The sequence below is a fragment of the Chryseobacterium sp. SN22 genome (genome assembly GCF_008329705.1).
GTDB lineage: Bacteria > Bacteroidota > Bacteroidia > Flavobacteriales > Weeksellaceae > Chryseobacterium.
This window is the reverse complement of record NZ_VTSX01000031.1, coordinates 24135-46462: the sequence shown is the minus strand read 5'-3', so window position 1 is coordinate 46462 and position 22328 is coordinate 24135. Positions and strand designations below refer to the sequence as shown.

General features: G+C 40.8%; 23 protein-coding genes and 4 tRNA genes. 14 read left to right on the top strand and 13 right to left on the bottom strand.

Annotated elements, in window-relative coordinates; all coding sequences use genetic code 11:
* Positions 1-130 precede the first annotated feature (130 nt).
* Together FY557_RS18130 and FY557_RS18125 are read left to right on the top strand one after the other, a co-directional pair.
* Complete coding sequence (locus FY557_RS18130; protein WP_149248651.1) at positions 131-715, top strand: hypothetical protein; 585 nt, start codon at positions 131-133, stop codon at positions 713-715.
* A gap of 337 nt (positions 716-1052) precedes the next feature.
* On the top strand, positions 1053-1259 hold the full coding sequence (locus tag FY557_RS18125; RefSeq protein WP_149248650.1) for a DUF2945 domain-containing protein: 207 nt from the start codon (positions 1053-1055) through the stop codon (positions 1257-1259).
* Between the two features lie 61 nt (positions 1260-1320).
* Here the strand turns inward: FY557_RS18125 and FY557_RS18120 are convergent, their stop codons facing one another.
* From FY557_RS18120 to FY557_RS18100, 5 genes are all read right to left on the bottom strand, one after another.
* Positions 1321-1731 (bottom strand): hypothetical protein, encoded by a 411-nt coding sequence (locus FY557_RS18120; protein WP_149248649.1) that lies wholly within the window; start codon positions 1729-1731, stop codon positions 1321-1323.
* Between the two features lie 111 nt (positions 1732-1842).
* A tRNA-Met gene (locus FY557_RS18115) sits at positions 1843-1915 on the bottom strand.
* Between the two features lie 38 nt (positions 1916-1953).
* Positions 1954-2026: transfer RNA gene (locus FY557_RS18110), tRNA-Met, on the bottom strand.
* Between the two features lie 38 nt (positions 2027-2064).
* Positions 2065-2137: transfer RNA gene (locus FY557_RS18105), tRNA-Met, on the bottom strand.
* 41 nt (positions 2138-2178) lie between these two features.
* Positions 2179-2251, bottom strand: a tRNA-Met gene (locus FY557_RS18100).
* A 101-nt stretch (positions 2252-2352) separates the two neighbouring features.
* Between FY557_RS18100 and FY557_RS18095 the strand changes: the two genes are divergently transcribed.
* The 4 genes from FY557_RS18095 to prmC are packed head-to-tail and all read left to right on the top strand — an operon-like array spanning position 2353 to position 5304.
* A complete protein-coding gene (locus FY557_RS18095) occupies positions 2353-2964 on the top strand; it encodes an L-threonylcarbamoyladenylate synthase (RefSeq protein ID WP_149248648.1) in 612 nt (203 codons plus the stop codon).
* An 18-nt stretch (positions 2965-2982) separates the two neighbouring features.
* The gene (locus FY557_RS18090) at positions 2983-3684 is read left to right on the top strand and encodes a CPBP family intramembrane glutamic endopeptidase (protein WP_149248647.1); all 702 of its coding nucleotides are present in this window, start codon (positions 2983-2985) and stop codon (positions 3682-3684) included.
* A gap of 4 nt (positions 3685-3688) precedes the next feature.
* Complete coding sequence (gene yaaA, locus FY557_RS18085) at positions 3689-4447, top strand: peroxide stress protein YaaA (RefSeq protein WP_149248646.1); 759 nt, start codon at positions 3689-3691, stop codon at positions 4445-4447.
* Positions 4448-4449: 2 nt separating this feature from the next.
* On the top strand, positions 4450-5304 hold the full coding sequence (prmC, locus tag FY557_RS18080) for a peptide chain release factor N(5)-glutamine methyltransferase (protein WP_149248645.1): 855 nt from the start codon (positions 4450-4452) through the stop codon (positions 5302-5304).
* 11 nt (positions 5305-5315) lie between these two features.
* Here the strand turns inward: prmC and FY557_RS20430 are convergent, their stop codons facing one another.
* Positions 5316-5543 (bottom strand): hypothetical protein, encoded by a 228-nt coding sequence (locus FY557_RS20430; RefSeq protein WP_228451831.1) that lies wholly within the window; start codon positions 5541-5543, stop codon positions 5316-5318.
* A 376-nt stretch (positions 5544-5919) separates the two neighbouring features.
* On the opposite strand from FY557_RS20430, the gene FY557_RS18070 reads away from it, so the two are divergent.
* The 4 genes from FY557_RS18070 to gwsS all read left to right on the top strand — a co-directional run bounded on the left by FY557_RS18070 (position 5920) and on the right by gwsS (position 9091).
* Positions 5920-6162: a TIGR04139 family peptide modification target gene (locus tag FY557_RS18070; RefSeq protein WP_149248644.1), complete on the top strand. Its 243-nt coding sequence runs from the start codon at positions 5920-5922 to the stop codon at positions 6160-6162.
* A gap of 107 nt (positions 6163-6269) precedes the next feature.
* Entirely contained in the window at positions 6270-7136 is an 867-nt protein-coding gene (locus FY557_RS18065; RefSeq protein ID WP_149248643.1) for a hypothetical protein, read from the top strand.
* 2 nt (positions 7137-7138) lie between these two features.
* Complete coding sequence (gene gwsG / locus FY557_RS18060) at positions 7139-7951, top strand: grasp-with-spasm system ATP-grasp peptide maturase (protein ID WP_228451830.1); 813 nt, start codon at positions 7139-7141, stop codon at positions 7949-7951.
* Between the two features lie 258 nt (positions 7952-8209).
* Positions 8210-9091, top strand: a complete 882-nt coding sequence (gene gwsS, locus FY557_RS18055) for a grasp-with-spasm system SPASM domain peptide maturase (RefSeq protein ID WP_228451829.1) — start codon at positions 8210-8212, stop codon at positions 9089-9091.
* 242 nt (positions 9092-9333) lie between these two features.
* Here the strand turns inward: gwsS and FY557_RS18050 are convergent, their stop codons facing one another.
* Both FY557_RS18050 and FY557_RS18045 read right to left on the bottom strand, forming a co-directional pair.
* Positions 9334-9987 (bottom strand): rhomboid family intramembrane serine protease, encoded by a 654-nt coding sequence (locus FY557_RS18050; RefSeq protein ID WP_149248642.1) that lies wholly within the window; start codon positions 9985-9987, stop codon positions 9334-9336.
* 135 nt (positions 9988-10122) lie between these two features.
* Entirely contained in the window at positions 10123-10887 is a 765-nt protein-coding gene (locus FY557_RS18045; RefSeq protein WP_149248641.1) for a GEVED domain-containing protein, read from the bottom strand.
* A gap of 339 nt (positions 10888-11226) precedes the next feature.
* Between FY557_RS18045 and FY557_RS18040 the strand changes: the two genes are divergently transcribed.
* On the top strand, positions 11227-11610 hold the full coding sequence (locus tag FY557_RS18040; RefSeq protein WP_149248640.1) for a Fur family transcriptional regulator: 384 nt from the start codon (positions 11227-11229) through the stop codon (positions 11608-11610).
* A gap of 90 nt (positions 11611-11700) precedes the next feature.
* Here FY557_RS18040 and FY557_RS18035 read toward each other — a convergent pair whose 3' ends face one another.
* The 3 genes from FY557_RS18035 to FY557_RS18025 are packed head-to-tail and all read right to left on the bottom strand — an operon-like array spanning position 11701 to position 16700.
* Positions 11701-14283: a DNA gyrase/topoisomerase IV subunit A gene (locus FY557_RS18035; protein WP_149248639.1), complete on the bottom strand. Its 2583-nt coding sequence runs from the start codon at positions 14281-14283 to the stop codon at positions 11701-11703.
* A gap of 8 nt (positions 14284-14291) precedes the next feature.
* Positions 14292-14768 (bottom strand): hypothetical protein, encoded by a 477-nt coding sequence (locus FY557_RS18030; RefSeq protein WP_149248638.1) that lies wholly within the window; start codon positions 14766-14768, stop codon positions 14292-14294.
* Positions 14769-14810: 42 nt separating this feature from the next.
* The gene (locus FY557_RS18025; RefSeq protein ID WP_149248637.1) at positions 14811-16700 is read right to left on the bottom strand and encodes a DNA topoisomerase IV subunit B; all 1890 of its coding nucleotides are present in this window, start codon (positions 16698-16700) and stop codon (positions 14811-14813) included.
* A gap of 283 nt (positions 16701-16983) precedes the next feature.
* Here FY557_RS18025 and FY557_RS18020 point away from each other — a divergent pair, with 283 nt between their 5' ends.
* The 3 genes from FY557_RS18020 (at position 16984) to FY557_RS18010 (ending at position 20390) form a co-directional block, all read left to right on the top strand.
* The gene (locus tag FY557_RS18020; RefSeq protein ID WP_149248636.1) at positions 16984-17700 is read left to right on the top strand and encodes a LytR/AlgR family response regulator transcription factor; all 717 of its coding nucleotides are present in this window, start codon (positions 16984-16986) and stop codon (positions 17698-17700) included.
* Between the two features lie 127 nt (positions 17701-17827).
* Positions 17828-18994: a T9SS type A sorting domain-containing protein gene (locus FY557_RS18015; protein ID WP_149248635.1), complete on the top strand. Its 1167-nt coding sequence runs from the start codon at positions 17828-17830 to the stop codon at positions 18992-18994.
* 247 nt (positions 18995-19241) lie between these two features.
* The gene (locus FY557_RS18010) at positions 19242-20390 is read left to right on the top strand and encodes a methionine aminotransferase (RefSeq protein ID WP_149248634.1); all 1149 of its coding nucleotides are present in this window, start codon (positions 19242-19244) and stop codon (positions 20388-20390) included.
* Between the two features lie 57 nt (positions 20391-20447).
* On the opposite strand, the gene FY557_RS18005 is transcribed toward FY557_RS18010, so the two are convergent.
* Positions 20448-21212: an SDR family NAD(P)-dependent oxidoreductase gene (locus FY557_RS18005; RefSeq protein ID WP_149248633.1), complete on the bottom strand. Its 765-nt coding sequence runs from the start codon at positions 21210-21212 to the stop codon at positions 20448-20450.
* Between the two features lie 89 nt (positions 21213-21301).
* Positions 21302-22249 carry a helix-turn-helix domain-containing protein gene (locus FY557_RS18000; protein ID WP_149248632.1) on the bottom strand — a complete coding sequence of 316 codons (948 nt, stop codon included), beginning with the start codon at positions 22247-22249 and terminating at the stop codon, positions 21302-21304.
* Positions 22250-22328 lie beyond the last annotated feature (79 nt).

The following is a 22328-nucleotide window of genomic DNA, read 5'->3' as shown; positions in this document are numbered from 1 at the left end:
GAGTAATCATTATCAAATACCTGTTTCATTATTAAAATTCTTAAAACTTGTTAAATTTTATTAAATAAAATTAAAATGTATTTGTCTAAACCGGGAAATTATATTTATTTTAGTGCTTTAAAAATTTCTCATGAAAAGATATAATTTATTAATTGTACTGTTATTACTTATTTTTAACCTGACTACCGCCCAGAAAAAAGGTTCTCCGGCAGCCGATTTCAGCGCAGTAGGTGAAGCTAAATCTAAAATTGAAAGTACAGTTCCTTTGGTGATCAAGCATTTGAAAGAAGTGAGCGAAAAAGAAAATGATCCTGCTATTCTATCCAACGGTACTGCTGCCTTGGCAAAAGAATACGGAAAAGTGGAACTTGAGTGGAGGCTGTACAGAGGAAACATGAACAACTGTATCCTGAACAATTCTTCCAAGAAGGCAAAAAAATGTATGCAGTACCACAATGATATGTTCAGAGGTACTTTGACGAACTATAACAACTACATCACCAACCTTACCAAAAAGAACGGATACCTGGGGGTAGAAGGAGATACGAAATTAAACTTCAATCCCGCTGAAGTGACCACCAAGCTGAGCGAGTCTTTCTTTAATGGAAGCGATGCGGCAAACAGGATGAAAGGAACCCAGAAAAAAGAATTCATCGGTCAGACCATGAAAGATGACAATGCTTTGGCGCCCTTCAACCAACTTGCGGCACAGTAAGGTATTTTTTTTAATTAAATGATATGAATCCTGCTTGATCAAGCAGGATTTTTTGTTTATACCGAATCATATACAGACGGCAAACCAAAAAGATCTGTGTAATCTGCAAAAGCTGCGTGAATAAATTTGAATGCGCAGTATCAATTTCGACTCTAAGAAAATCACTGAATTATGATCCCCGCCAGGTCTGCATCACCGATATACATTTACAAAACCAAAAAATCTGCAGAATCTTTGCGGGTTAAGATCATTCAGCGGAACAAATACTCTGTATTCAGAGGCTTTTGCTTTCATGGCACAATAAATGATTTTACCATAACCAACCAACATCAACAAAATGAGCACATTAAAAAAAGGAGACATGGTAAGGTGGAATTCCAGCAACGGACAGACCCACGGAAAAATAACCAAGGTACACACCAGGGATTTTACTTTTATGGAAAGGCAGCGCCGCGCTTCAGAAGACGAACCTCAGTACGAGGTAATGAGTGAAAAGTCAGGAAAATCGGCCGTACATAAAGGTTCAGCACTGAAAAAAATGTAAAAAAATTGCCACAAATGGATGTGGCAATTTTCTTTAGTCAAACTTCAGTTAAAAAACTCTTTCATTTTATTTTATCATAAATAAATTTGGTAACAACCGCTCCGAACAGATAATAGGCAACCGTCATTACTTTTTTCCGGGTATTTTCCGCAACAGGCTTTTCATCCAGTCCCATCTTTTCGGGAAGTGCCAAAGCACCCAGTCCCATAGCCAGTCCGGATGCGATATTGAAACCGCTGGTGGCTGTTGTGGCGTAATACATTCCGTTACCGATGACGTCGCCTGCCAAAGTTGCGGCATACAACTGATCCTGATTGGTAATTTTCATATCGGCCTTATCCAGTGCTTTATTTAAGGCTTCTTCACCTACTTTATTGATCTCCGGTACATTATCGAAATTTCTACGGACTGCTTCGTGCAGAAGGCTTAGGGCAATTGCGCCTCCTAAACCTGCGATGATTTTCTTATACATATTCTTTAAATTTAATGGTGTCCCTAATGAATTGCATAAATTGAGCCATCCGGAATTGATGAGGTATCGGAAATAAAAAGAGTATCACAAAAACTGCGATACTCTTCTTAGTAGCGGGAACCGGACTCGAACCGATGACCTTCGGGTTATGAGCCCGACGAGCTACCTACTGCTCCATCCCGCGGTGTATTTTTCAGAACGCCACCGTATGCGTTACTTTAGTAGCGGGGACACGACTCGAACGTGCGACCTTCGGGTTATGAGCCCGACGAGCTACCTACTGCTCCACCCCGCGGTATATTTTCAGAACGCTTACCGAAAGCGTTATCTTAGTAGCGGGAACCGGACTCGAACCGATGACCTTCGGGTTATGAGCCCGACGAGCTACCTACTGCTCCATCCCGCGGTATATTTTTTAAAACGTTACCGACAACGTTTGCTACTTAGTAGCGGGAACCGGACTCGAACCGATGACCTTCGGGTTATGAGCCCGACGAGCTACCTACTGCTCCATCCCGCGATATTGGACTGCAAATATACGATTATTTTTTAAAACTCCTAATTTTTCCTGTAAATAAAGGCTATCTATGAAAATTATTTTAATATTCGTATCTTTGAAGTATGGCAAAAATATTAAAAATTTACCCGAATAATCCTCAGGAAAACCTTATCAATGAAGTAATTAAAACGTTAAATAACGGCGGGCTTATTATCTATCCGTCGGATACCGTTTACGCACTGGGCTGCAATATTTTTGACATTAAAGCAATGGAAAAGCTCGCCCAGATCAAAAAAATCAAGCTCGAAAAGGCACAGTTCTCGATTATCTGTAACGATTTAAGCCATCTTTCGGATTTTACAAGACCGATCGATACTTCTACGTTCCGGTTTCTGAAAAGCCATCTTCCGGGTCCGTTCACGTTTATCCTGGACGCCAATAAAAGCCTGCCATTGGCTTATAAAAACCACAAGACCATCGGTATCCGGGTTCCCGACCATCCGATTCCTCAGCTGATCGTTGAAAAACTGGGACATCCGATTGCTTCCACCTCCATTAAGGACGATGACGAAATCATCGAATATTCCACCGATCCGGAGCTGATCGCAGAGAAATACGACCATCTCGTTGATCTTGTAATCGATTCAGGGTATGGCGACAATGTGGCTTCAACCATTGTGGATCTTACTTCCGGAGAACCGGAAATTATCCGTCAGGGAAAAGGTGAAATTTAACAGCAGTTACGGTTTCTGATGAGTCTGAACGGGAAATATGCTTTGGGAATTCTCCTGACCTTTGTTGTGCTTGGTGGTGTCATGCTGTATGTTTTTCCGTTGATTCATTTGATCCCGGGAGGAACACGCAGTGCAACGGCAGTATTTACCTATTCGAGGGCGGTATTGTGGGTGGTTTTGCTGGCTGTTTTTCTGTACAGCCTTTTTATTGAAAAACGGCCATTCCTGCTCTGGAAAGACAAAGCCTATTCTCCGGGATTTTATCTTAAAAAGATTTTCAGCCTGTACCTGATCTGTGCTGTCGGAGGTGCTTTTTTAAATTTTTTAATTCAATTATCAACGCGCGAAAACGTAAGCGGTAAGCTGCTGCAGCTTTCGCATATTTTCAGGAACAATTATGTGCTGATTATTTTTACCTGCCTGACGGCGGGCGTAGTAGAAGAATTTCTGATGCGGGGGTTTATGCAGCCGAGGATCGAGAAGATCTACCATAACCGGTATGCCGGCATTATCGGTTCCGCTTTGCTTTTCGGAATTCTCCACAGCAGCTACGGTACCGTAGGTCAGGTGCTGGTACCTTGCTTTATAGGGATTGTCTTTGCCGTATTTTATAAAATTTATTCCAATATCAAAATCCTGATCATCTGTCATTTTATGTACGATTTCGTATCGCTGATGGTGATGAATTTTGTGGATATCAAACATTTATCTGTATTTTAATCTTATGAAAATAGTAACTTCTCCTGCCAAGCTCATGAACGTGGAAAATTCAACCGACCTGTTGAAAACCACAACCCCAAAATTTATTGAGCAGGCAGAATTCATTCATTCTTTTTTAAAACCCAAATCCCCGAAATACCTTTCCGAGCTGATGGAAATTTCAGCCAGACTGGCGGATGAAAACTGGCAAAGGAACCAGCAATGGAAAGCAAAGCCTATGGCAAAAGAATCTGCTCCGGCATTATTTGCCTTTACGGGGGAGGTATACCGCGGACTGGATGCAAAAACGCTGGATAAAAACGCAGTGGATTACCTGCAGAAAAACCAGAGGATCCTTTCCGGATTGTACGGGCTTCTGAAACCTTCGGACAAAGTGATGCTGTACCGCCTGGAAATGGGAAGGCCTTTTGGATTTGACGATTACAAAAATCTTTACGAATTCTGGAGAGACAGGATCACCGATCAGCTGAATTCGGAAATGAAAAAGAACGAAATTTTGCTGAATCTTGCCAGCAATGAATACTTTAAAGTCATTGACCGTAAAAAGCTTGATCATCCGGTGATTGATTTTGATTTTTATGAATTAAAGGACGGTAAGCTGAAAACCATCGTCGTGTATACCAAACATGCCAGAGGAATGATGGCCAGGTTCTGTGCCCGGACCAATGCGCAGACGCTGGATGACGTGAAAGCTTTCAATGAAGAAGGCTATTTAATTGATGAAGAAAAATCGACGGATACAAAACTGGTTTTCACGAGATAAAAATGACCATTTCAGAATTTAAAACCCATTTCAAAAAGGAGCTTTCCGGTTTATATACCGATTCGGAAAACCGTTTTCTCAGCAGCATTTTCGTCGAAAAGATCGTCGGGTTCAACCCTTTTTATCAGCGGAGGTTTGCAGAACAGGAGCTGCTGATTGATGATAAGGAGAAACTTTTACACGCTGTTTCGGTGTTAAAAACCGGCCGGCCCTACCAGCATATCCTGGGCGAAACCGAATTTTACGAAATGTCTTTTTTCGTGAATGAACACGTCCTGATCCCGCGTCCCGAAACTGAAGAACTGCTGGAATTTGCCATTAAGAAGATCCGGCAGTATGAACTGACCCGTACTGAAGATCTGAGAATCCTTGATATCGGAACCGGCAGCGGGATTATCCCGCTGGTGCTAAAAAAACATTTTCCGCATGCGCGGGTATCTTCTATTGATTTTTCTGAAAAAGCATTGGAAACAGCAAAAAGAAACGCGGATTTTCATCGGCTGGAGATCAACTTCATCCACGCCGATTACCTGAATTTCCAGCCGGACGAAGTATTTGATATCATCATTTCCAATCCGCCTTATATCGGAATTGATGAGGAATACGAAATTGAGCATTCGGTTAAGGGTTTTGAGCCGATGATGGCCCTCTTCTCACCTACCTCCGACGCGCTGATTTTCTACCGGAAGATTGCAGAGGATGCCAGGAGACATCTGCAGGACAACGGATTATTGTTTCTGGAGATCAATCAGAAACTGGGTCCTGAAACGCTTGAACTCTATCTCCCGTATTTTTCCAAGGCTGAACTCATTAAAGACCTTTCGGAGAACGACCGGTTCATTTTCGGGCAGAAGTAATGAGCCGGTATTTACTTGGTCTCAGATTTTAAACGCTTGTTTTCTGCCTTTAAAGATTCGACTTCTTTCTCAAGTTTGTCGATGTATTTTCTCTGGGTTTCAATGAAGATATCAGGAACATGGTAAAAAAATATACCGTTCCCTGACTGTTCTATCATATTTGAACGGCTGTAATGATCGGAAAATTCTTCACCCTCGTTTTTAATATCTTCTATGGTCACATCCAATGCTCTTGCCATTTTCTCCCATTCATCATCATAAATCCTTACTTCACCCCGTTCTTTGCGTGAGTAATTGGAAGTATCCGTACCGATTATTTAGCCATTTCCTGCTGAGAAATCTTTTTTTGCTTTCTCAAATTTCGTAATTTTTCCTGGGTCATCGTGTTGTATTTTTTTACAAATATGCAAAATATGTACACATCCAGCAGTAAAATTGCAAAAAAAATGCACAAATTATTTCACTTTAATTTGATTTTTATTTCTAGTTTTGAATTGTCGACATCGATACATTACTTAAGTTCTTATTGTAGGTGCACAATGCAAATACGGCTTAAGATTTCCTACCGCCGGGGATAATACGGCAAATAAAATTTTTAATTTAAAAAATTACAAAATGAAAAAACTTACAGGAATGAAGAAGAACTTTTCTTCTTTGGAAAACAAAAGATTAAAAAATTTAGAATCTGTATCTGGAGGTTCTGTAGGAACTCCAACTAACTTTTATTGGTATAGTGACTCACTTGATAATTGGAATTGTAAAGATATAGATACCCTAGTTGACGGTAAATGGACTCAACGTCAATCATGCTTGACTGACGATTGTGACACTAACAATGTTGTAACCTCTCAACCCTAAAGGTATTAATAAATAATCCTTACTAAATGCTTCTATACTTTATTTTGGCTCATGTATATGAAGCATTGGATATTGGATAAAGCAACAGATATTTTCAAATCTTATATATGATACAAAAAAACATTTTTTTTCTTTTCATTTGTATTTTAGCATTTTCCTGTCAAACAAGAAAACACAATCATATCACTTACTTAAATAAGGTTAATGAAATTGACAGTATTTATCGTTTGAAAAATGATACTCTTACTGCTCTTAAAATGTATCAGACTCTTTTTAAGACATACTCACCCTATAACTCCGAATTAATTGATGAATATCAGACTTATATTATCCTTTCCGATAAATATCATGAGGATTTTGGAGGAAAAGAAAGCCTATATAAATTGATTTCTTTAGTTGCTCCTAACTGGAAGTACAACAGGATGGATAAGAGTTTTTTTGCATTATATAAAAAGTATGGCATCGACAGTCTAGAAATTGAAGAAAAGGTCACAAATTGGAAAAGAGGATTAAATAAAAGATTAGTAGATTCATTTTCAGTAGCTAGTTTCAGAGATCAGGAAAAGCGTCGTAGAGATGCTGTTTTACGGCAAAAAAATGATGAAAAAAATGAACAGTTATTACTGTGGACATTTAAAAACTATGGATATCCTTCTCTTCAAAAAATAGGACTTTGGGGGAATAATGATACTTTCATGTCTATGAGCATTCTAATGAATCATGCTGCAGATTCTAAACGATATCCATATTTCAAGGAAAAGCTTTTAGAGTATATAAAAACAGGGGAGTGCATTCCTGATGACTATGCAGCTATGATTGATAAATATTCTCTAATGACTGAAATTCCTGAATATGGTACCTTTTCAAATGTTCCTATTGTAGATTCGGTGAGAGTAAACAAAAACAGAAAAAAAATAGGACTTCCTAGTCTGAAACATGCTAAAAAAATTCATGATGATTATTTTAAAAACTAAACATGATTCTTATAATATCTGAAAATAGTGAAAGTACAACCACTGAAATTGTCCGCTGGCTTGTCACAATGAAAAAAAAATTTATTAGGATACATGAGAATGAAGTATTTGAAATAAAGACGAAAGAAAAAAGAATATATATAGAAAGTTTCAGAAATTGTTTCTTTATTGATGAAATTACAAGTGTTTGGTATAGAAGAGGAGGCTTACAATTTTCAAGAAAAAAATACAAAGACTACGCTGTAAATCTTCATATGAATGAGTATCAACACTGGCTTGAAGACTATGTACGAAATTATTTGGAAAATAAGAAACATATCAATAAAGAGAGTAATTATCATTTAAATAAACTTATCGTATTGGATATTGCTAAAGAATTAGGTTTCGATGTTCCTGAGTTTTTTCTTGCTGACAATACCTCTGAGGTAGATCAGGAAAATATAATTACTAAAACTATTGCAGGAAACGGGATATTGGAATTTGAGGAAAATCACGGATTTCTGTATACTTCTTTAGTTGAAAAAAAAATAGAAAAAAATTTTTTCATCAGCTTTTTTCAACAAAAAATAGAAAAAGATTTTGAGATAAGAACATTTTATCTACACGAAAAAATATGGTCGATGGCTATATTTTCTCAAAACGATGATCAAACAAAAGTTGATTACAGAAAATATAATCATAAAAAACCTAATAGAAACATCAGATACAATTTGCCGGGTAATATGGAGGAAAAAATCGAGTTCTTAATGAAGAAATTAGATTTAACCTCTGGTTCTATAGACTTTATAAAGAGAGGGGATAAATTTATTTTTTAGAAGTGAATCCCGTAGGTCAATTTGGAAATGTTTCCTTCCATTGTAATTATGGACTGGATTCTGAAATTGCTAAATATTTATGAAGAAGATAATTAAAGAAAAAAAATAAGTTACCTGTCATATTCAAACATATTGAATTTAAAAAAAGTAAAATCCCTATTACAAACAAATCTAGTCTTACTTTTTTATAGAATGTGAAAAATATCAAACGGAGAATTTATTCAGGCATAAACCATACAAATCAATAATCAGATTACTTTGAACTACTTTAATTTATTCAGTAATATTCTTGTTACAACTGGTGCACAAAGAATTTCTATCACTGATTTGCAGAGAAATAATACAGAATTGTTCCCATTAGAATTACATGATATAATAACCGGGTTAAAAACAAAACCTATACAAGAGGTGATTCATTCTTATGATACAGAATCCCAACAATTTGTAAAGGAATACATTGATATACTTTTAGATAAAGAATTTGGATTTATTACTAATGGTAACTGGGATAAAAATTTTCCTCCTTTATCTTACGAATTTTGTATTCCTAATGAGATTACGAACGCTTATTTAATACTTGACCATTTAAATGACCTTTTAAAGATAGAAAAGTCGCTTTCTAATCTTGGAACAGAACATTTGGCTATTTTGTACAGAAATTCATTATTATTGAATGAATTTAATCACATAGAAAAAGTATTTCAAAATTCTACGATAACTTCTATAGAGATATTCTCAAAATTTGAAGAAAATATAGATCAAAATTTTATAGATCGATTAGAACCACTTTGTGCAAGAATATTTAATTTGATATTTTATGATTGTGCACAGCCCCCTTTTAAACCTAAGGATAAATATAAATTCTTAGTATCATTTGTAAAAGAGAATATAAAATTAAACTCCTGCGGAAAAGTTGATTTAAAATATTTCAACACCAATCTCCCAAAAGTCCTTGAAGCCGTGAATCACAATTCCTGTCTGCATAAGAAAATAGGTGTTGATAGCAACGGTAATATCAAAAACTGTCCGGCCATGCCCCAGACTTTCGGAAATATAAAAGATACGACCCTGGAAGAAGCTTTACAGCATAAAGATTTTAAAAAATACTGGAATCTTCAAAGATGGCATCGAAGTTTGTAAAGATTGTGAATTCCGGTACATCTGTACGGATTGCCGGGCTTTTACGGAGCAGACGAATTTTGATGAAGATCGGCTCGATGTTTCCAAACCTCTGAAATGCGGCTATAATCCTTATACTGCAGAATGGGAAGAATGGAGTACAAACCCGCTGAAACAGAAAGCAATCCTATATTACGGAGTACTGTAACATCAATAAAAAAGTCAGCAAAAATTTGCTGACTTTTATATGGGTTATATCTTTTTTATCCTATTCTTTTCCGTACAAAGATTTCGTACGCAAGATAAATCAGCGGTAAAGCCATGATCCCGATGTACAAAGCATTGGCCATTGCAGATTGCGGCTGATTGGCAACAGCATACAGTAATCCGAAAAAGGCACCTCCCAAATGGGCTGCATGACCTATGTTATCATGCTGATTGGGGTTCAGCATCATATAAACAGAATAACTGAAATACACAAGGCCAAAAATATAGCCGGGAATTCCTATCGGAATGAAAAACATGTAGATTTCAAGATGAGGGATCAATGCGATGGATGCAAACAAAATCCCGGACACACCACCACTTGCTCCGATGGCAGAATACCATGGCTGCCTTTGATAAACAAATAACGAAAACATATTCCCTAAAAGGATCGACCCGAAATAGATAATTAAAAATCCGAGACTTCCAAATCCCTGGATAACAACCGGCCCGAAGAAATACAGCGTAAGCATATTAAACACAAGATGCATAATATCGGCGTGCAGGAAGCCTGAAGAAATCAATCTTACGTACTCTTTCCGGTTGAGAATTGCTCCTACGCTGAACTTGTATTTTTCGAAATTGTTGCTTCCGTTCGGTGCAACAAAGCTTATAATCGCCGTAATGGCTATAATTAAAATCAGAATATTCATTTTAAGATCGTATAATTTTCAGGATTTCAAGCAAGTTTTATGCTACTCTAAGAAAACGGGAAACTGCTGAAAAGATTTCCCATTTCCCATGGGTATAAAAATACAAAATTTCCAACGTTTTATACGGGCAAATCTTTATTTTCTGGAAATCTTAAATGTCCTGATCTCCGAACGGGTAAAAGTTCTGATCAGGTATTCGCCGGGTACATATTCTGAAAGATCGACCAATGCATGGTTGCTGTTGATGATCTGATTTCCGATTTTCCTTCCCTCCAGATTGTAGATTTCAGCAGAAAGAATAAATTCTTTTCCTTCAATATGCAGAAGGTCTGCTGCTGGATTAGGATAAACAGTCAGGCTGCTGGCTGGATGGATCTCCTTTGTCCCGAGCTGGGTACCGGTAATGTTGACGGTGTAATCCCTTGTTTCCCCGGAGCCGAATGCAGTGCAGGCATTGTTTGAATTGATGGAGCTTCCGTAAGCCCTGGACCGTATTCTCATCCTTGTATTTCCATTGGCAGCGGATGCCGGTACGGTAAAGGAGGCTGTATTTTGTGTATTCATAGAATTGACCAGCTGCTCGTATTCTTGAGGTTCAAAAACATTGTTCTGATTGGTATCGAGCCAGATCCCGACGACGGCTTCCGAGGATGTTGAAGTGTAGAATGAATAAGACTGTCCCGCCACCAGTGTCGCCGTCGTATTTCCGGAGGCGGGATACTCATGGTAAAAAACATTTTGGGAAGTAAAAGTCTGATGGTTCAAAGATGTCGAATTTATCCTGATCTCAATAAAGGAGGGATCTACATCACCGCCTAAACCTGAAGTGCATGGATTTTGTGTGGATTGGGCATTAAATAGACATGCCGCAAAAAGACCGGATAATAAAACTGTTTTCATATATAAAAATTTAGGCGACAAAGCTACAAAAAACAACTATTGAAACAAAGTTGCATTAATAAATAAAATTAATATATCTTTATCGCAGGCGGTGTATTCATTATTTTCAGGATGCCTATTTACTGCCTGATAGTCAGCTAACTTTAAGCACAAGATTGCAAATCAATTTTTATACGCAAAGTTTTTATTTCTCCTGATGTCTGATCTAAGGAAGCTAAAATAGCATCAGCAAGCTGATCTGATGAAGCATATGCACTTTAAGATGACCTGAAATATAAAATTATACGTAAATTTGTAATTGTAAATAACGGTTAACATTGCTGTTTTTTACCCAATGATATGAAGCAGATCAGGAATACCCAGGCCAAAACAGAGATCTTAAATCTCATCAACAATTCAGAAGTTGCCCTGTCGCACGCGGATATCCAGAAACAGATCGGTGACCTTTGCAACCGGGTAACGATCTACCGCGTCCTCGAAAGGCTTGAAAAAGAAGGAAACATTCATAAGATAACCAATGTTGACGGTGTCGTTAATTTTGCGAAATGCAGCCACGCATGCCATACCGAGGAACATACCCATGATCATATTCATTTCAACTGTGAGAAATGCCATACGGTGATCTGTATTGAAAATGCTGTTCCCGTCATCAGTCTCCCTGAAAATTTCAGCATCAGCAGCTACAATCTCGTGATCAGCGGAGTATGTCCGAAATGCCGGTAATCTGACCTAAAGAATAAATTTAACATAAAAAAGACCAACTGAATCAACAGCTGGTCTTTTCTTTATCTTATGATGTATTATCTGAGGCGCCTATTCATTGCTCTCTTCGCCATGGAATAAATTCCCGATCGCTCCGTCCTCATCAAATCCGGCAGCAGGTTCCGGCTCTTCATAGATTTCAGGTTCCTCTTCAGACGGTTCCGGAATGGTGATGTTGATGGTTTTTACCTTAAACTTTGTAAACTGGTTGCCGATCGCTTTAATTCCTTTAACGGTTATAAATTCATCGATGGTTACCGTTTCAGATTCTCTCTCTTTCCCTTTGTCTTTGGCGAAGATAATTTCCGCTGTCGCACCGTTTGCTACAATAATGTTTTCAATAAACGATTTCGGGTGTTCGGACGGCATAAAGGTCTGAACATTCGGTGAATTCTCGAACAGGAACCTTTTGATAAAATAAATGTCTTTTTCGCCGTCATAATAAATACAGGTTACCGGCTGATTCGGCCTCCATTTTTCAAGAACCAGATACTGATCGTCGAACCGGTTGCCCAGATCGAAGGATACCAGCTTTGCTTCGCCGTTGGTGTTAATAGTCAGAATCTTATCGTCTCCTTTAAAATTTCCCAGCAGGGTCCCTCTTCCGTCTGCATTCAGCCTCCGCACCGTATCGTCAAACCAGATCTTTCTCGGTGCCAGCGTTGAAACCCCCTCTTCCTTAAGGTCTACTTTCTTCACCGAATATTTGGTGACCAGGTTCCCTTTGGAATCACGGCCTTTGATGGCAAGCTCGGAGAAATCCAGGTCCATCTTATTTTTTCTGATCCTCGGATTGGGTTTTAACAGGACAGTAACCGTCTCTGCTTCCCCGTTCGGGTTTGCCGAAAAATAAAGCATTTCAGAACCTTTTTTATCCGAAGCCAGCGGATAATCGGTATTCCGGGTCACGCCCGTTACCGAAAAACGCTTCATGTAATAAGGGCCTTCCCGGCCTTCCCGGTAGATCATATTGTACACCGTTCTCTTATCGTTTTTCTTCCAGATGGCCACATGAACGATATCTTTTCCGATAAACGTTTTGGCTTCCACTTTTACCACCTTCATGCTGCCGTCTTTCCGGAAGGTGATAATATCATCGATATCCGAACAGTCAAACAGGTACTGGTCTTTTTTTAGCGAAGTTCCGATAAAGCCTTCTTCAAAATTCGCATAGAACTTTTCGTTGGCGACTGCTACTTTCGTCGCATCGATGGTATCGAAAATCCGGAGTTCGGTTTTACGCTGCCGGTCTTTTCCGTATTTTTTCTGGATGTTCAGGTAATAATCGATGGCGTACTGCACAAGGTTGGCCAGATGATGCTTCACCTGTTCGATTTTCCCCTCCAGTGCCGCAATATTTTCCTTGAACTTATTCAGGTCGAATCTGGAAATCCTTTTAATCCTGATTTCCGTTAACCTTAAGATATCTTCTTCCGTTACCGCTCTCAGAAGATGTCCGGTATGCGGCTTCAGGCCTTTGGCTATTGCTTTTAGTACGTTCTCCCAGGTTTTTACCTCTTCGATATCATGATAGATCCTGTTTTCGATAAAAATTCTCTCCAGAGAAGAAAAATGCCAGCTTTCCTGCAGCTCATGTAGCTCGATTTCCAGCTCTTTTTTCAGGAGGGAAACCGTATGATCCGTGTTCATTTTCAGAATTTCGGATACGTTCATAAACATCGGCTTATCACCCACAATCACACAGGCGTTCGGTGAAATCGTTACCTGGCAGTCGGTGAAGGCATACAGGGCATCAATGGTTTTGTCCGGCGAGACATCGTTGTGAAGATGAATCAGGATCTCAACTTTATCGGAAGTGTTATCCTCAATTTTTTTGATCTTGATCTTGCCCTTTTCATTTGCCTTTAAAATCGAATCGATCAGGTCACTGGTTGTTTTGGAATATGGAAGTTCCGTAATGATCAGGGTATGCTTGTCCAGCGGGGAAATCTTGGCCCTCGCCCTTACTTTCCCGCCCCTGTGCCCGTCATTATATTCGGAAACATCAAGAAAACCGGCCGTTAAAAAGTCCGGATACAGCTCAAACTTCTTCCCTTTAAGATAGGCTACGGAAGCGGTGATCAGTTCATTGAAATTATGCGGAAGGATTTTCGTGGAAAGTCCTACCCCGATTCCTTCAACACCCTGCGCCAGAAGCAGCGGGAATTTTACGGGCAGGTCGATCGGCTCGTTGTTTCTGCCGTCATAGGATTTAGACCATTCCGTTGTTTTCGGGTTGAAGACCACTTCCAGCGCAAACGGCGTCAGCCGGGCTTCGATGTACCTCGCCGCAGCGGCGGAGTCTCCCGTGTAGATATTTCCCCAGTTTCCCTGGGTATCGATCAGAAGTTCCTTCTGGCCGATTCCTACCATGGCATCGGTAATGGAAGCATCACCATGCGGATGATACTTCATGGTATTTCCTACAATGTTGGCGACTTTATTATAACGCCCGTCTTCCAGCTCCCGCATGGAGTGCATAATTCTGCGCTGAACCGGCTTGAATCCGTCATAAATCGACGGGATCGCCCGGTCTAAAATTACATAAGAAGCATAATCCAGGAACCAGTCTCTGTAAAGCCCGGAAACCTTTTTTAAGCTGTCACCTTCATTCGAGTATTCTTCTGTTATCATTTAATTTATTAACTCTTTTTCTCGTTATTGGTTTTCACCACTTTATGTAAGGAGAATCTTAAATCATTAACTTCTTTTTTCGTAAGATATGAAATTTCATATTTCAGAATGGTAGAGCCGTTATTTTTGCTTGAGATGGTAATATAAAGCCTTTTCATGATGAAAAGATTGATGATCTCAAATTTCAGCAGCTTATATTTCGGAAATTCATCACTTAACGGCCTTTGCAGGAAAGGGATAATGTTTCTGTTCCTGAAATGAAGCGCTTCTCCATCGCTGTCATATTCAAAAACCTGCCTTCCGCTGATATAGAACAGCACGATTAAAAATACCGGAATAATAATCAGCAGCAGGCTTTCTTTTCCTAAAATGTTGAATTTGTACTCTTCCAGAATATAAGCTCCGACGCCTCCGAGCAGAAACATGATCAGAAGGCTGTTTATAAAGCTGTACACCGAAGTTTTGTTACGGTTGCTCAGTCTCATTATATTAATTTAATTGCTTTTTGGTTTATGGTTTTTACTGTATTAGTTTTCATCAACGGCTTCCGTCAGTATTTCTTTCTTATCGATATCGGGATCTTCCACCACCAGATTTTCAAGAATGAAAGTCTGCCGGTCGGGGGTATTTTTTCCCATATAAAATTCGAGAAGCTGCTCAATGGTCTGATCTTTTCCTGCCACAACGGGCTCCAGGCGGATATCTTTTCCGATGAAATGCTTGAATTCATCCGGAGAAATTTCCCCTAACCCTTTGAATCGGGTGATCTCGGGATTTTTACCCAGATCATTCAGCGCCTTGATCCGCTCCTGTTCGGAATAGCAGTACCTGGTTTCCTTTTTGTTCCTTACCCTGAACAATGGCGTCTGAAGAATGTAAAGATGCCCGTTTTTGATGAGGTCCGGGAAGAACTGCAGGAAGAAAGTAATCATCAGCAGACGGATGTGCATCCCGTCGACATCGGCATCGGTTGCAATAATCACCTGGTTGTAACGCAGATCTTCCAGGCTTTCTTCGATATTCAAAGCAGCCTGAAGGAGGTTGAATTCTTCGTTTTCGTACACTACTTTTTTCGTGAGTCCGTAGCAGTTCAGCGGCTTTCCTTTCAGCGAAAATACAGCCTGGGTTTCTACGTCGCGGGATTTGGTAATCGATCCTGACGCGGAATCCCCCTCGGTAATGAAGATCTGGGTTTCCCCCTTTCTCTCGTTTTTCTGATCGTTGTAATGCTGCCGGCAGTCGCGGAGCTTTTTGTTGTGAAGCGATACCTTTTTCGCCCTTTCCCGGGCCAGCTTCTGGATTCCGGAAAGTTCCTTTCTTTCCCTTTCGGAGATTAATATTTTCCGCTGGATCGCCTCGGCAACCTCCGGATTCTTATGCAGGAAATTATCGAGCTTGCTTTTCAGGAAGTCGATGATGAAGGTACGTACCGTCGGGCCGTTCGGGCCGATGTCGCTGGACCCCAGTTTGGTTTTGGTCTGGGATTCGAAAACAGGTTCTTCCACGTTGATGGAAACAGCCGCTACAATTGATTTCCTGACATCCGAAGCATCAAAATTTTTATTAAAAAACTCACGGATGGTTTTTACGTATGCTTCCCGGAAGGCGTTCAGGTGGGTTCCCCCCTGTGTCGTATTCTGACCGTTGACGAATGAAAAATAGGTTTCCGTCTGGGATTTATCGGTATGCGTAATCGCCACCTCGATATCATTGTCTTTCAGGTGAACGATCGGATACAGGGTTTCATTTTCCAGTTCTTCGTCCAGCAGATCTTTAAGCCCGTTTTCGGAATAAAAGATTTCACCGTTAAAAAGAATTTTCAGTCCCGGATTCAGGTAGGCGTAGTTTCGGAGCATTCTTTCGATGTACTCTTTCCTGAATTTGAAATGCAGGAAAATGTCGGCATCCGGGATAAAGGAAATCTCGGTCCCGTTGCGGTCCGAAGAATCTTTCTCTTCAAAATCTTCTTTAATCAGACCCCGCGAGAATTCAGCGGCTTTCATCCTCCCGTCACGGAATGAGCGTACCCGGAAATAATCGGAAAGGGCATTGACCGCCTTGGTACCGACCCCGTTCAGCCCGACGGACTTTTTAAATGCCTTGCTGTCGTACTTCCCTCCGGTGTTCATTTTGGATACGGCATCCACCACTTTTCCCAACGGGATTCCACGGCCAAAATCACGGATCGTAACTTTGCCGTCGTCTAATTTTATTTCAATTCTTTTACCGGATTTCATCCTGAACTCATCAATCGAGTTATCCAGGATTTCTTTCAGCAAAATATAAATACCGTCGTCAGCAGAAGAACCGTCTCCGAGCTTCCCGATGTACATTCCGGGACGTAGACGGATGTGTTCCTGCCAATCGAGGGTTCTGATATTATCTTCGGAATAGATTAGATTTATTTCTTGTGACATATGTAATTTCAGCGAACATACAAAAGTACGAAATTGCCCAAAAATATCCGAATATTTCGGTTCCTTTTTTACGAATATTTATTAAAAAATATTGCATTATTCTCTGTGAAATTCTATATTTACATTATTCAATGCAAAGTGAAAAACAAATACCGTTTATTTTTAACATTATTTGTATAAAAAGCGATCATTATTAGCAATTCAGCCGTTTAAAAACTAAAATTAACAGTATGTATTAAATGTAAAAAACTTAAAAACCAACTCTAAAAACCACAACTCAACCATGAAAAATACGTTCCATGCCTGCATCCTTGGGGACAAAGATGGCAGCGAATCCATCTCCCTGCTTTTGAAAAAAGAATTCCCCGAATTCAAGATCGATTTCTGTACGGAAAACCTGTGGTCAGCCTCCGATTACCTCAGCAAAAATTCCACTGACCTTATTTTTGTCGACATCCCTCTGAATGACGAAACTACCTTTGAAATTTTATCTGAATTCCAGCAAAAACCCTCCCTCCTTATTTACATGACGGATTCGGAAAATTCAGCCATCCAGGCGGTAAAAAAGGGAATCACGGGCTACATCCTGAAACCCGTTACGAATCTCAATTTTGTACTGGCCGTTAATAAAGCCATCGAAAATTCCCGCCACAGCAAAATCACTTCGCCTTCCCTGCCCCACAGTAAAATCAACCTGCCTACTTTACAGGGCTTCAAAAGGGTAAATATTGATGAGATTATCCGTTGTGAAGCTGATTCCAACTATACCTTCATTTACCTGCTGGACAAAACGAAAGTAATGGTTTCCAGAACGCTTCATGATTTTGAAAAGAATCTTTCGGGCTATAATTTTTTCAGGATCCACCACAAGCACCTGATCAACCTGGAGCACCTGCGGGAGTACATCAAAGGGAAAGGCGGGCAGGTGGTAATGGCCGATAATTCCGTACTGGATGTTTCCATACGGCGCAAAAACGAATTCCTTCATAAAATGATCTGACAATTCACACTTATTTGATAAATATTTACATTTACTCATTTTCTGCCGCCATTTGATCAGTGGTGATAGTCTGGCCGGTAATGTTTTGATAGTTTTGAGAAACAAACAACCAAAAACAAAACGTATCATGAAAACACACGTATTATCTTTAAAAGGACTTGTAGCGGCAGCTTTACTTTTTTCGGCAGCAGAAATTAATGCCCAGGCATGGCAGACTTTCGGAAACGGCGGCATTACCGCTTCAAATTACGCAGGAACCGTAAACGCAGTCCCTTTTTACCTGAGAACCAACGGCGCGACCAATAATCCCGGCCAGGCTCTTCTGAATGAAGTGGGATCATTTATCGTGGAAAGCGTAAACAATTCCAACGCTGCAAAAACCAAAGGAAGCATCATCGCCGGATCTAGCAATGTTCTGGGCAACAATGCCAACAGTTCCATGGTAAGCGGCTGGCAGAACGATCTGGCAGATGCCGGAGGTGCCAATATTGTAGCCGGCCAGGGAAACCGCGTGTTTAAACAGGCCAGTAAATCCGTAGCTTTAGGATGGGTAAACAGAATTACAGCGTCCAACCAGTTTGCCATCGGCGTAGGCGTCGATCTGGGATCCGAATATTCGGGCGGTTTTGGGGTAGACCTGGCCGCCACAGGAAACCGTTCCTTCGTATTCGGATCAGGAACAGGAAACGGCTCGAAACTCACCAACAATATCTCTTCCTCGCTGATGTTTGGCGTTTCTTCAACGCCGACCATGCTGATCCAGGATCAGCGGGTGGGAATCGGCACCACTGCTCCTACAGCCATTCTTCATACCAACGGCAAAGTACGAATGGAAAATCTTCCGACCGGATCCGGAAGGGCACTGGTGGTTGATCCGGATGGGAATGTGATGGTGGCCAACAGTTTTATTGACAGACCGGCCGGAAACCAGACAGCAGATTACCAGGCCCAGATCGATGATCTTAAGAAAGAAGTCCGGGAATTGAAGGAACTGCTGAAACAAAGCAGGACCAACGTTGATATGAGCACCGCATCCGGCGAGCCTAAATTATACCAGAATGCCCCGAATCCTGGAAAAGGCGAAACCGTAATTAAGTATTATCTTCCAAAAGAAGTGAATACGGCGTCTATCGGAATCTATAATGTTTCAGGACAGCTGATCAGGAATATTCCGCTTAAAGATAAAGGCAACGGCAGCGTTACCCTGAACGGAATCCGTGGCGGATCGTATGTATATACCCTTTCGGTAGACGGCAAGAATGCCGATACCAGGAAAATGCTGATGCAGGATTAATAGCAGATATGCTTTCAAAAATACGATTTCTTACACCAAAAGCTGTCTTCGGGCAGCTTTTCTATTTATCTGGTGCCGTTTACTGTTCAGTTCCTAAAAGCCTGATGATGCAAAGTATTACGCAAGTCAAATTGAATCTTCTTTCAAGGATTTAAATCCGATACATCATTCTCTTCACATTTCTCCTGATCAATTTACCGTCAATACGTGATTTTTCCTTACATTCGGAATATAAAAATAACCGTTCATGATACAACTTCCTTTATCAAAGCTCTCCAATGTAGGAACCACCATTTTCAGCACGATGACGCAGCTTGCCACTGAGAATGACGCCATCAATCTGTCGCAGGGTTTCCCGGATTTTATGGCAGATCCTGAGCTGCTGGATTACGTAAGCAACTTTATTAAACAAGGCTTCAACCAATACGCGCCCATGGGCGGAATGACAGGGTTAAAGGAAGAAATCGCAAAAAAGATCGAAGACAGCCATCAGGCCGTTTACCATCCCGATTCTGAAATTACGGTAACCGCCGGCGGAACCCAGGCCATTTTCACAGCCATTGCCGCTTTCGTAAAAAAAGATGATGAGGTGATCGTTTTCGAGCCCGCCTATGACTGTTATGAGCCGACGGTAGAACTTTTCGGCGGAATCGTCAGGCGGTTTGAAATGAAGGCTCCCGATTATGAAATCGACTGGACTACCGTGAAAAATCTGGTTTCCGACAAAACGAAGATGATTATCATCAACAACCCGAACAATCCGGCAGGAAAAATCTTAAAGGAGCATGATATCCGGGAATTAATAAAAATTGTTGAGAATACCTCCATTCTTATCCTGAGTGATGAAGTGTATGAAAATATTGTGTTTGACGGGAAACAGCATCTCAGCATCTGCCGGTATCCCGAGCTTAAAAAACGCAGCCTGATGGTGGCCTCTTTCGGAAAACTCTTCCATGTCACCGGCTGGAAAACCGGATATTGTGCTGCTCCGAAATACCTGATGGATGAATTCCGGAAAGTCCATCAGTTCAACGTATTCTCCGTTAATACACCGATGCAGCTCGCTCTGGCGGAATACATGAAAAACCCTGAACATTATTTGTATCTTAACCAGTTCTTTCAGGAAAAAAGAGACTTTTTAAGGCAGGGGCTGGCCCATACTCCGTTTACTCTGCTGGATTGCGAAGGAACCTATTTTCAGGCACTGCAATACGATAAGATCTCTGATAAAAATGATTTCGATTTCGCCTCCGAACTGACGGTTACACACAAAGTAGCCAGCGTGCCGTTTTCATCATTTTATCAAAATAAACGGAATGATCATGTGATCCGCTTATGCTTTGCCAAAAAACAGGAAACCCTGGAGGAGGCGATTGAAAATTTATCGAAATTATAAAAAAAGGTCCGGTGATTTCGAGAGCCTCAATCACCGGACCTTTTTAATCATCTCCGCTTATAAAAACATTCCGCCGGAAGCTTCAATGCGCTGCCCGTTGATCCAGCCGGCGTCTTCCGTACAGAGAAACGCTACCACACCACCGATGTCGTCCGGAAGCCCGGCTCTTCCCAGAGCGGTTGCCCCGGCTACCATCGCATTTACCTGTTCGTCGTCCCTTGTCCTTCCGCCGCCGAAATCCGTTTCAATAGCTCCGGGAGCCACGACATTGGATTTAATTTTTCTGGTCCCCAGTTCTTTCGCCTGATATTTCGTAAGCATATCTACAGCTGCTTTAACCGATCCGTATACCGACGATCCCGGAAGGGCAAACCTGGACAGCCCTGAAGAAATATTGATGATACCGCCCCCTTCATTAATGAAAGGCAGAAATTTCTGGGTCAGGAAGAATACGCCTTTGAAATGGATGTCCACCACATCGTCCAGCTGTTCTTCGGTTACATCGGGAATCGGAGCGTATAAAGCGGTTCCGGCGTTATTGACAAGGAAATCGATGTTTCTGCTTCCTGTGTTTTCTTCAAGATGATCGCCTACTGTCTTTACCATGTCATCAAAGCTGCTTACATTTTTGGTATCCAGCTGATAGGCAATCGCCTTTCGTCCCAATGCCTGAATTTCAGCGACTACCTTATCCGCTTCTTCTTTATTGCTTTTATAGGTAATGATCACATCAAGCCCTTTTCCGGCAATTTTTAAAGCTGAATTTTTACCCAGGCCGCGGCTTCCACCCGTTACCAATGCAATTTTTGTTCTTGTATCCATTATTAAATTATTTTTTTGATGTTACAAAGTTCAGGTATCTGGAGCATGCGGCATTTGTCCGATTCAAACACAAATTTGCAAAATTCAAATCAGGAACGGAATTCCAGCGGTGCCATAGAGGTTTTCTTTTTAAAGAAATTTGAGAAATGGGCAATCTCTTCAAATCCCAGTGCATAAGCAATCTCCGAAACATTCCATCGGGTCTGCTTCAGCAGGATCTTTGCTTCCTGGATCATTCTTTCGGCAATAATTTCAGTGGTTGTTTTCCCGGTGCTCTCCTTCAGTTTTTTGTTCAGGTAGTTCACATGAACCGCCAGCCGGTCGGCATAGTCCTTTGCCGTTTTCAGCTGCAGCCTCTGGTCGGAAGATTCAATGGGGAACTGCCGTTCCAGGAGTTCTATAAACAAAGAAACCACCCGCATGGAAGCGTCCTGAGAAGTTGATAACTTCGAAGCCGGCTGCAGTTTCTGGCCGTAGTGGATCAGCTCCAGCACGTAATTGCGGATCAGATCATATTTAAAAATGTAGTCGGAACTGATTTCGTTTTTGATCTTGCCGTACAGAAGCTCAATTTCATCCGCAAGATCATCCTCTATTTCGAACAGCGGAATATTCCCCGGCTGGAAAATCGGAAGGTCTTCCAGGGTATTGTGGGATTTATCCTTGATAAAAAAATCTTCCGTAAAAACACAGAAGCTCCCCGACTGCCCGGGATCTTCCGGGATCCAGTGATAAGGTACACGGGGCGTGGCAAACAGTAAAGCATTTTTTTTGATCTGAATTACTTTATCGGCATATTCAGCCCGGTTTTTACCACGGATGAGACTGATCTTATAGTATTTTCTCCGGTTATAGGGCATTTCCGAAGTTGTTTTTATTTTTTCAATGGTCTGGGCTATATCGAAAACATTGAAATGCCCTATATCTTTATGCAGGCCTTTCGGAAAGACAGATTCCAGATCCGTTCCGAGCTTGGCAGTCATTTCGCGATAAAAATCATCCAGCGAAGTATAGCTGGTATGCGCGGTCTTTTCCATAGTCAGGATTTGTAAAATTCAAATGTAAGAAATAAATATTTTTGCAATGGATAACCTGAAATAAAAAATGATTATTTTT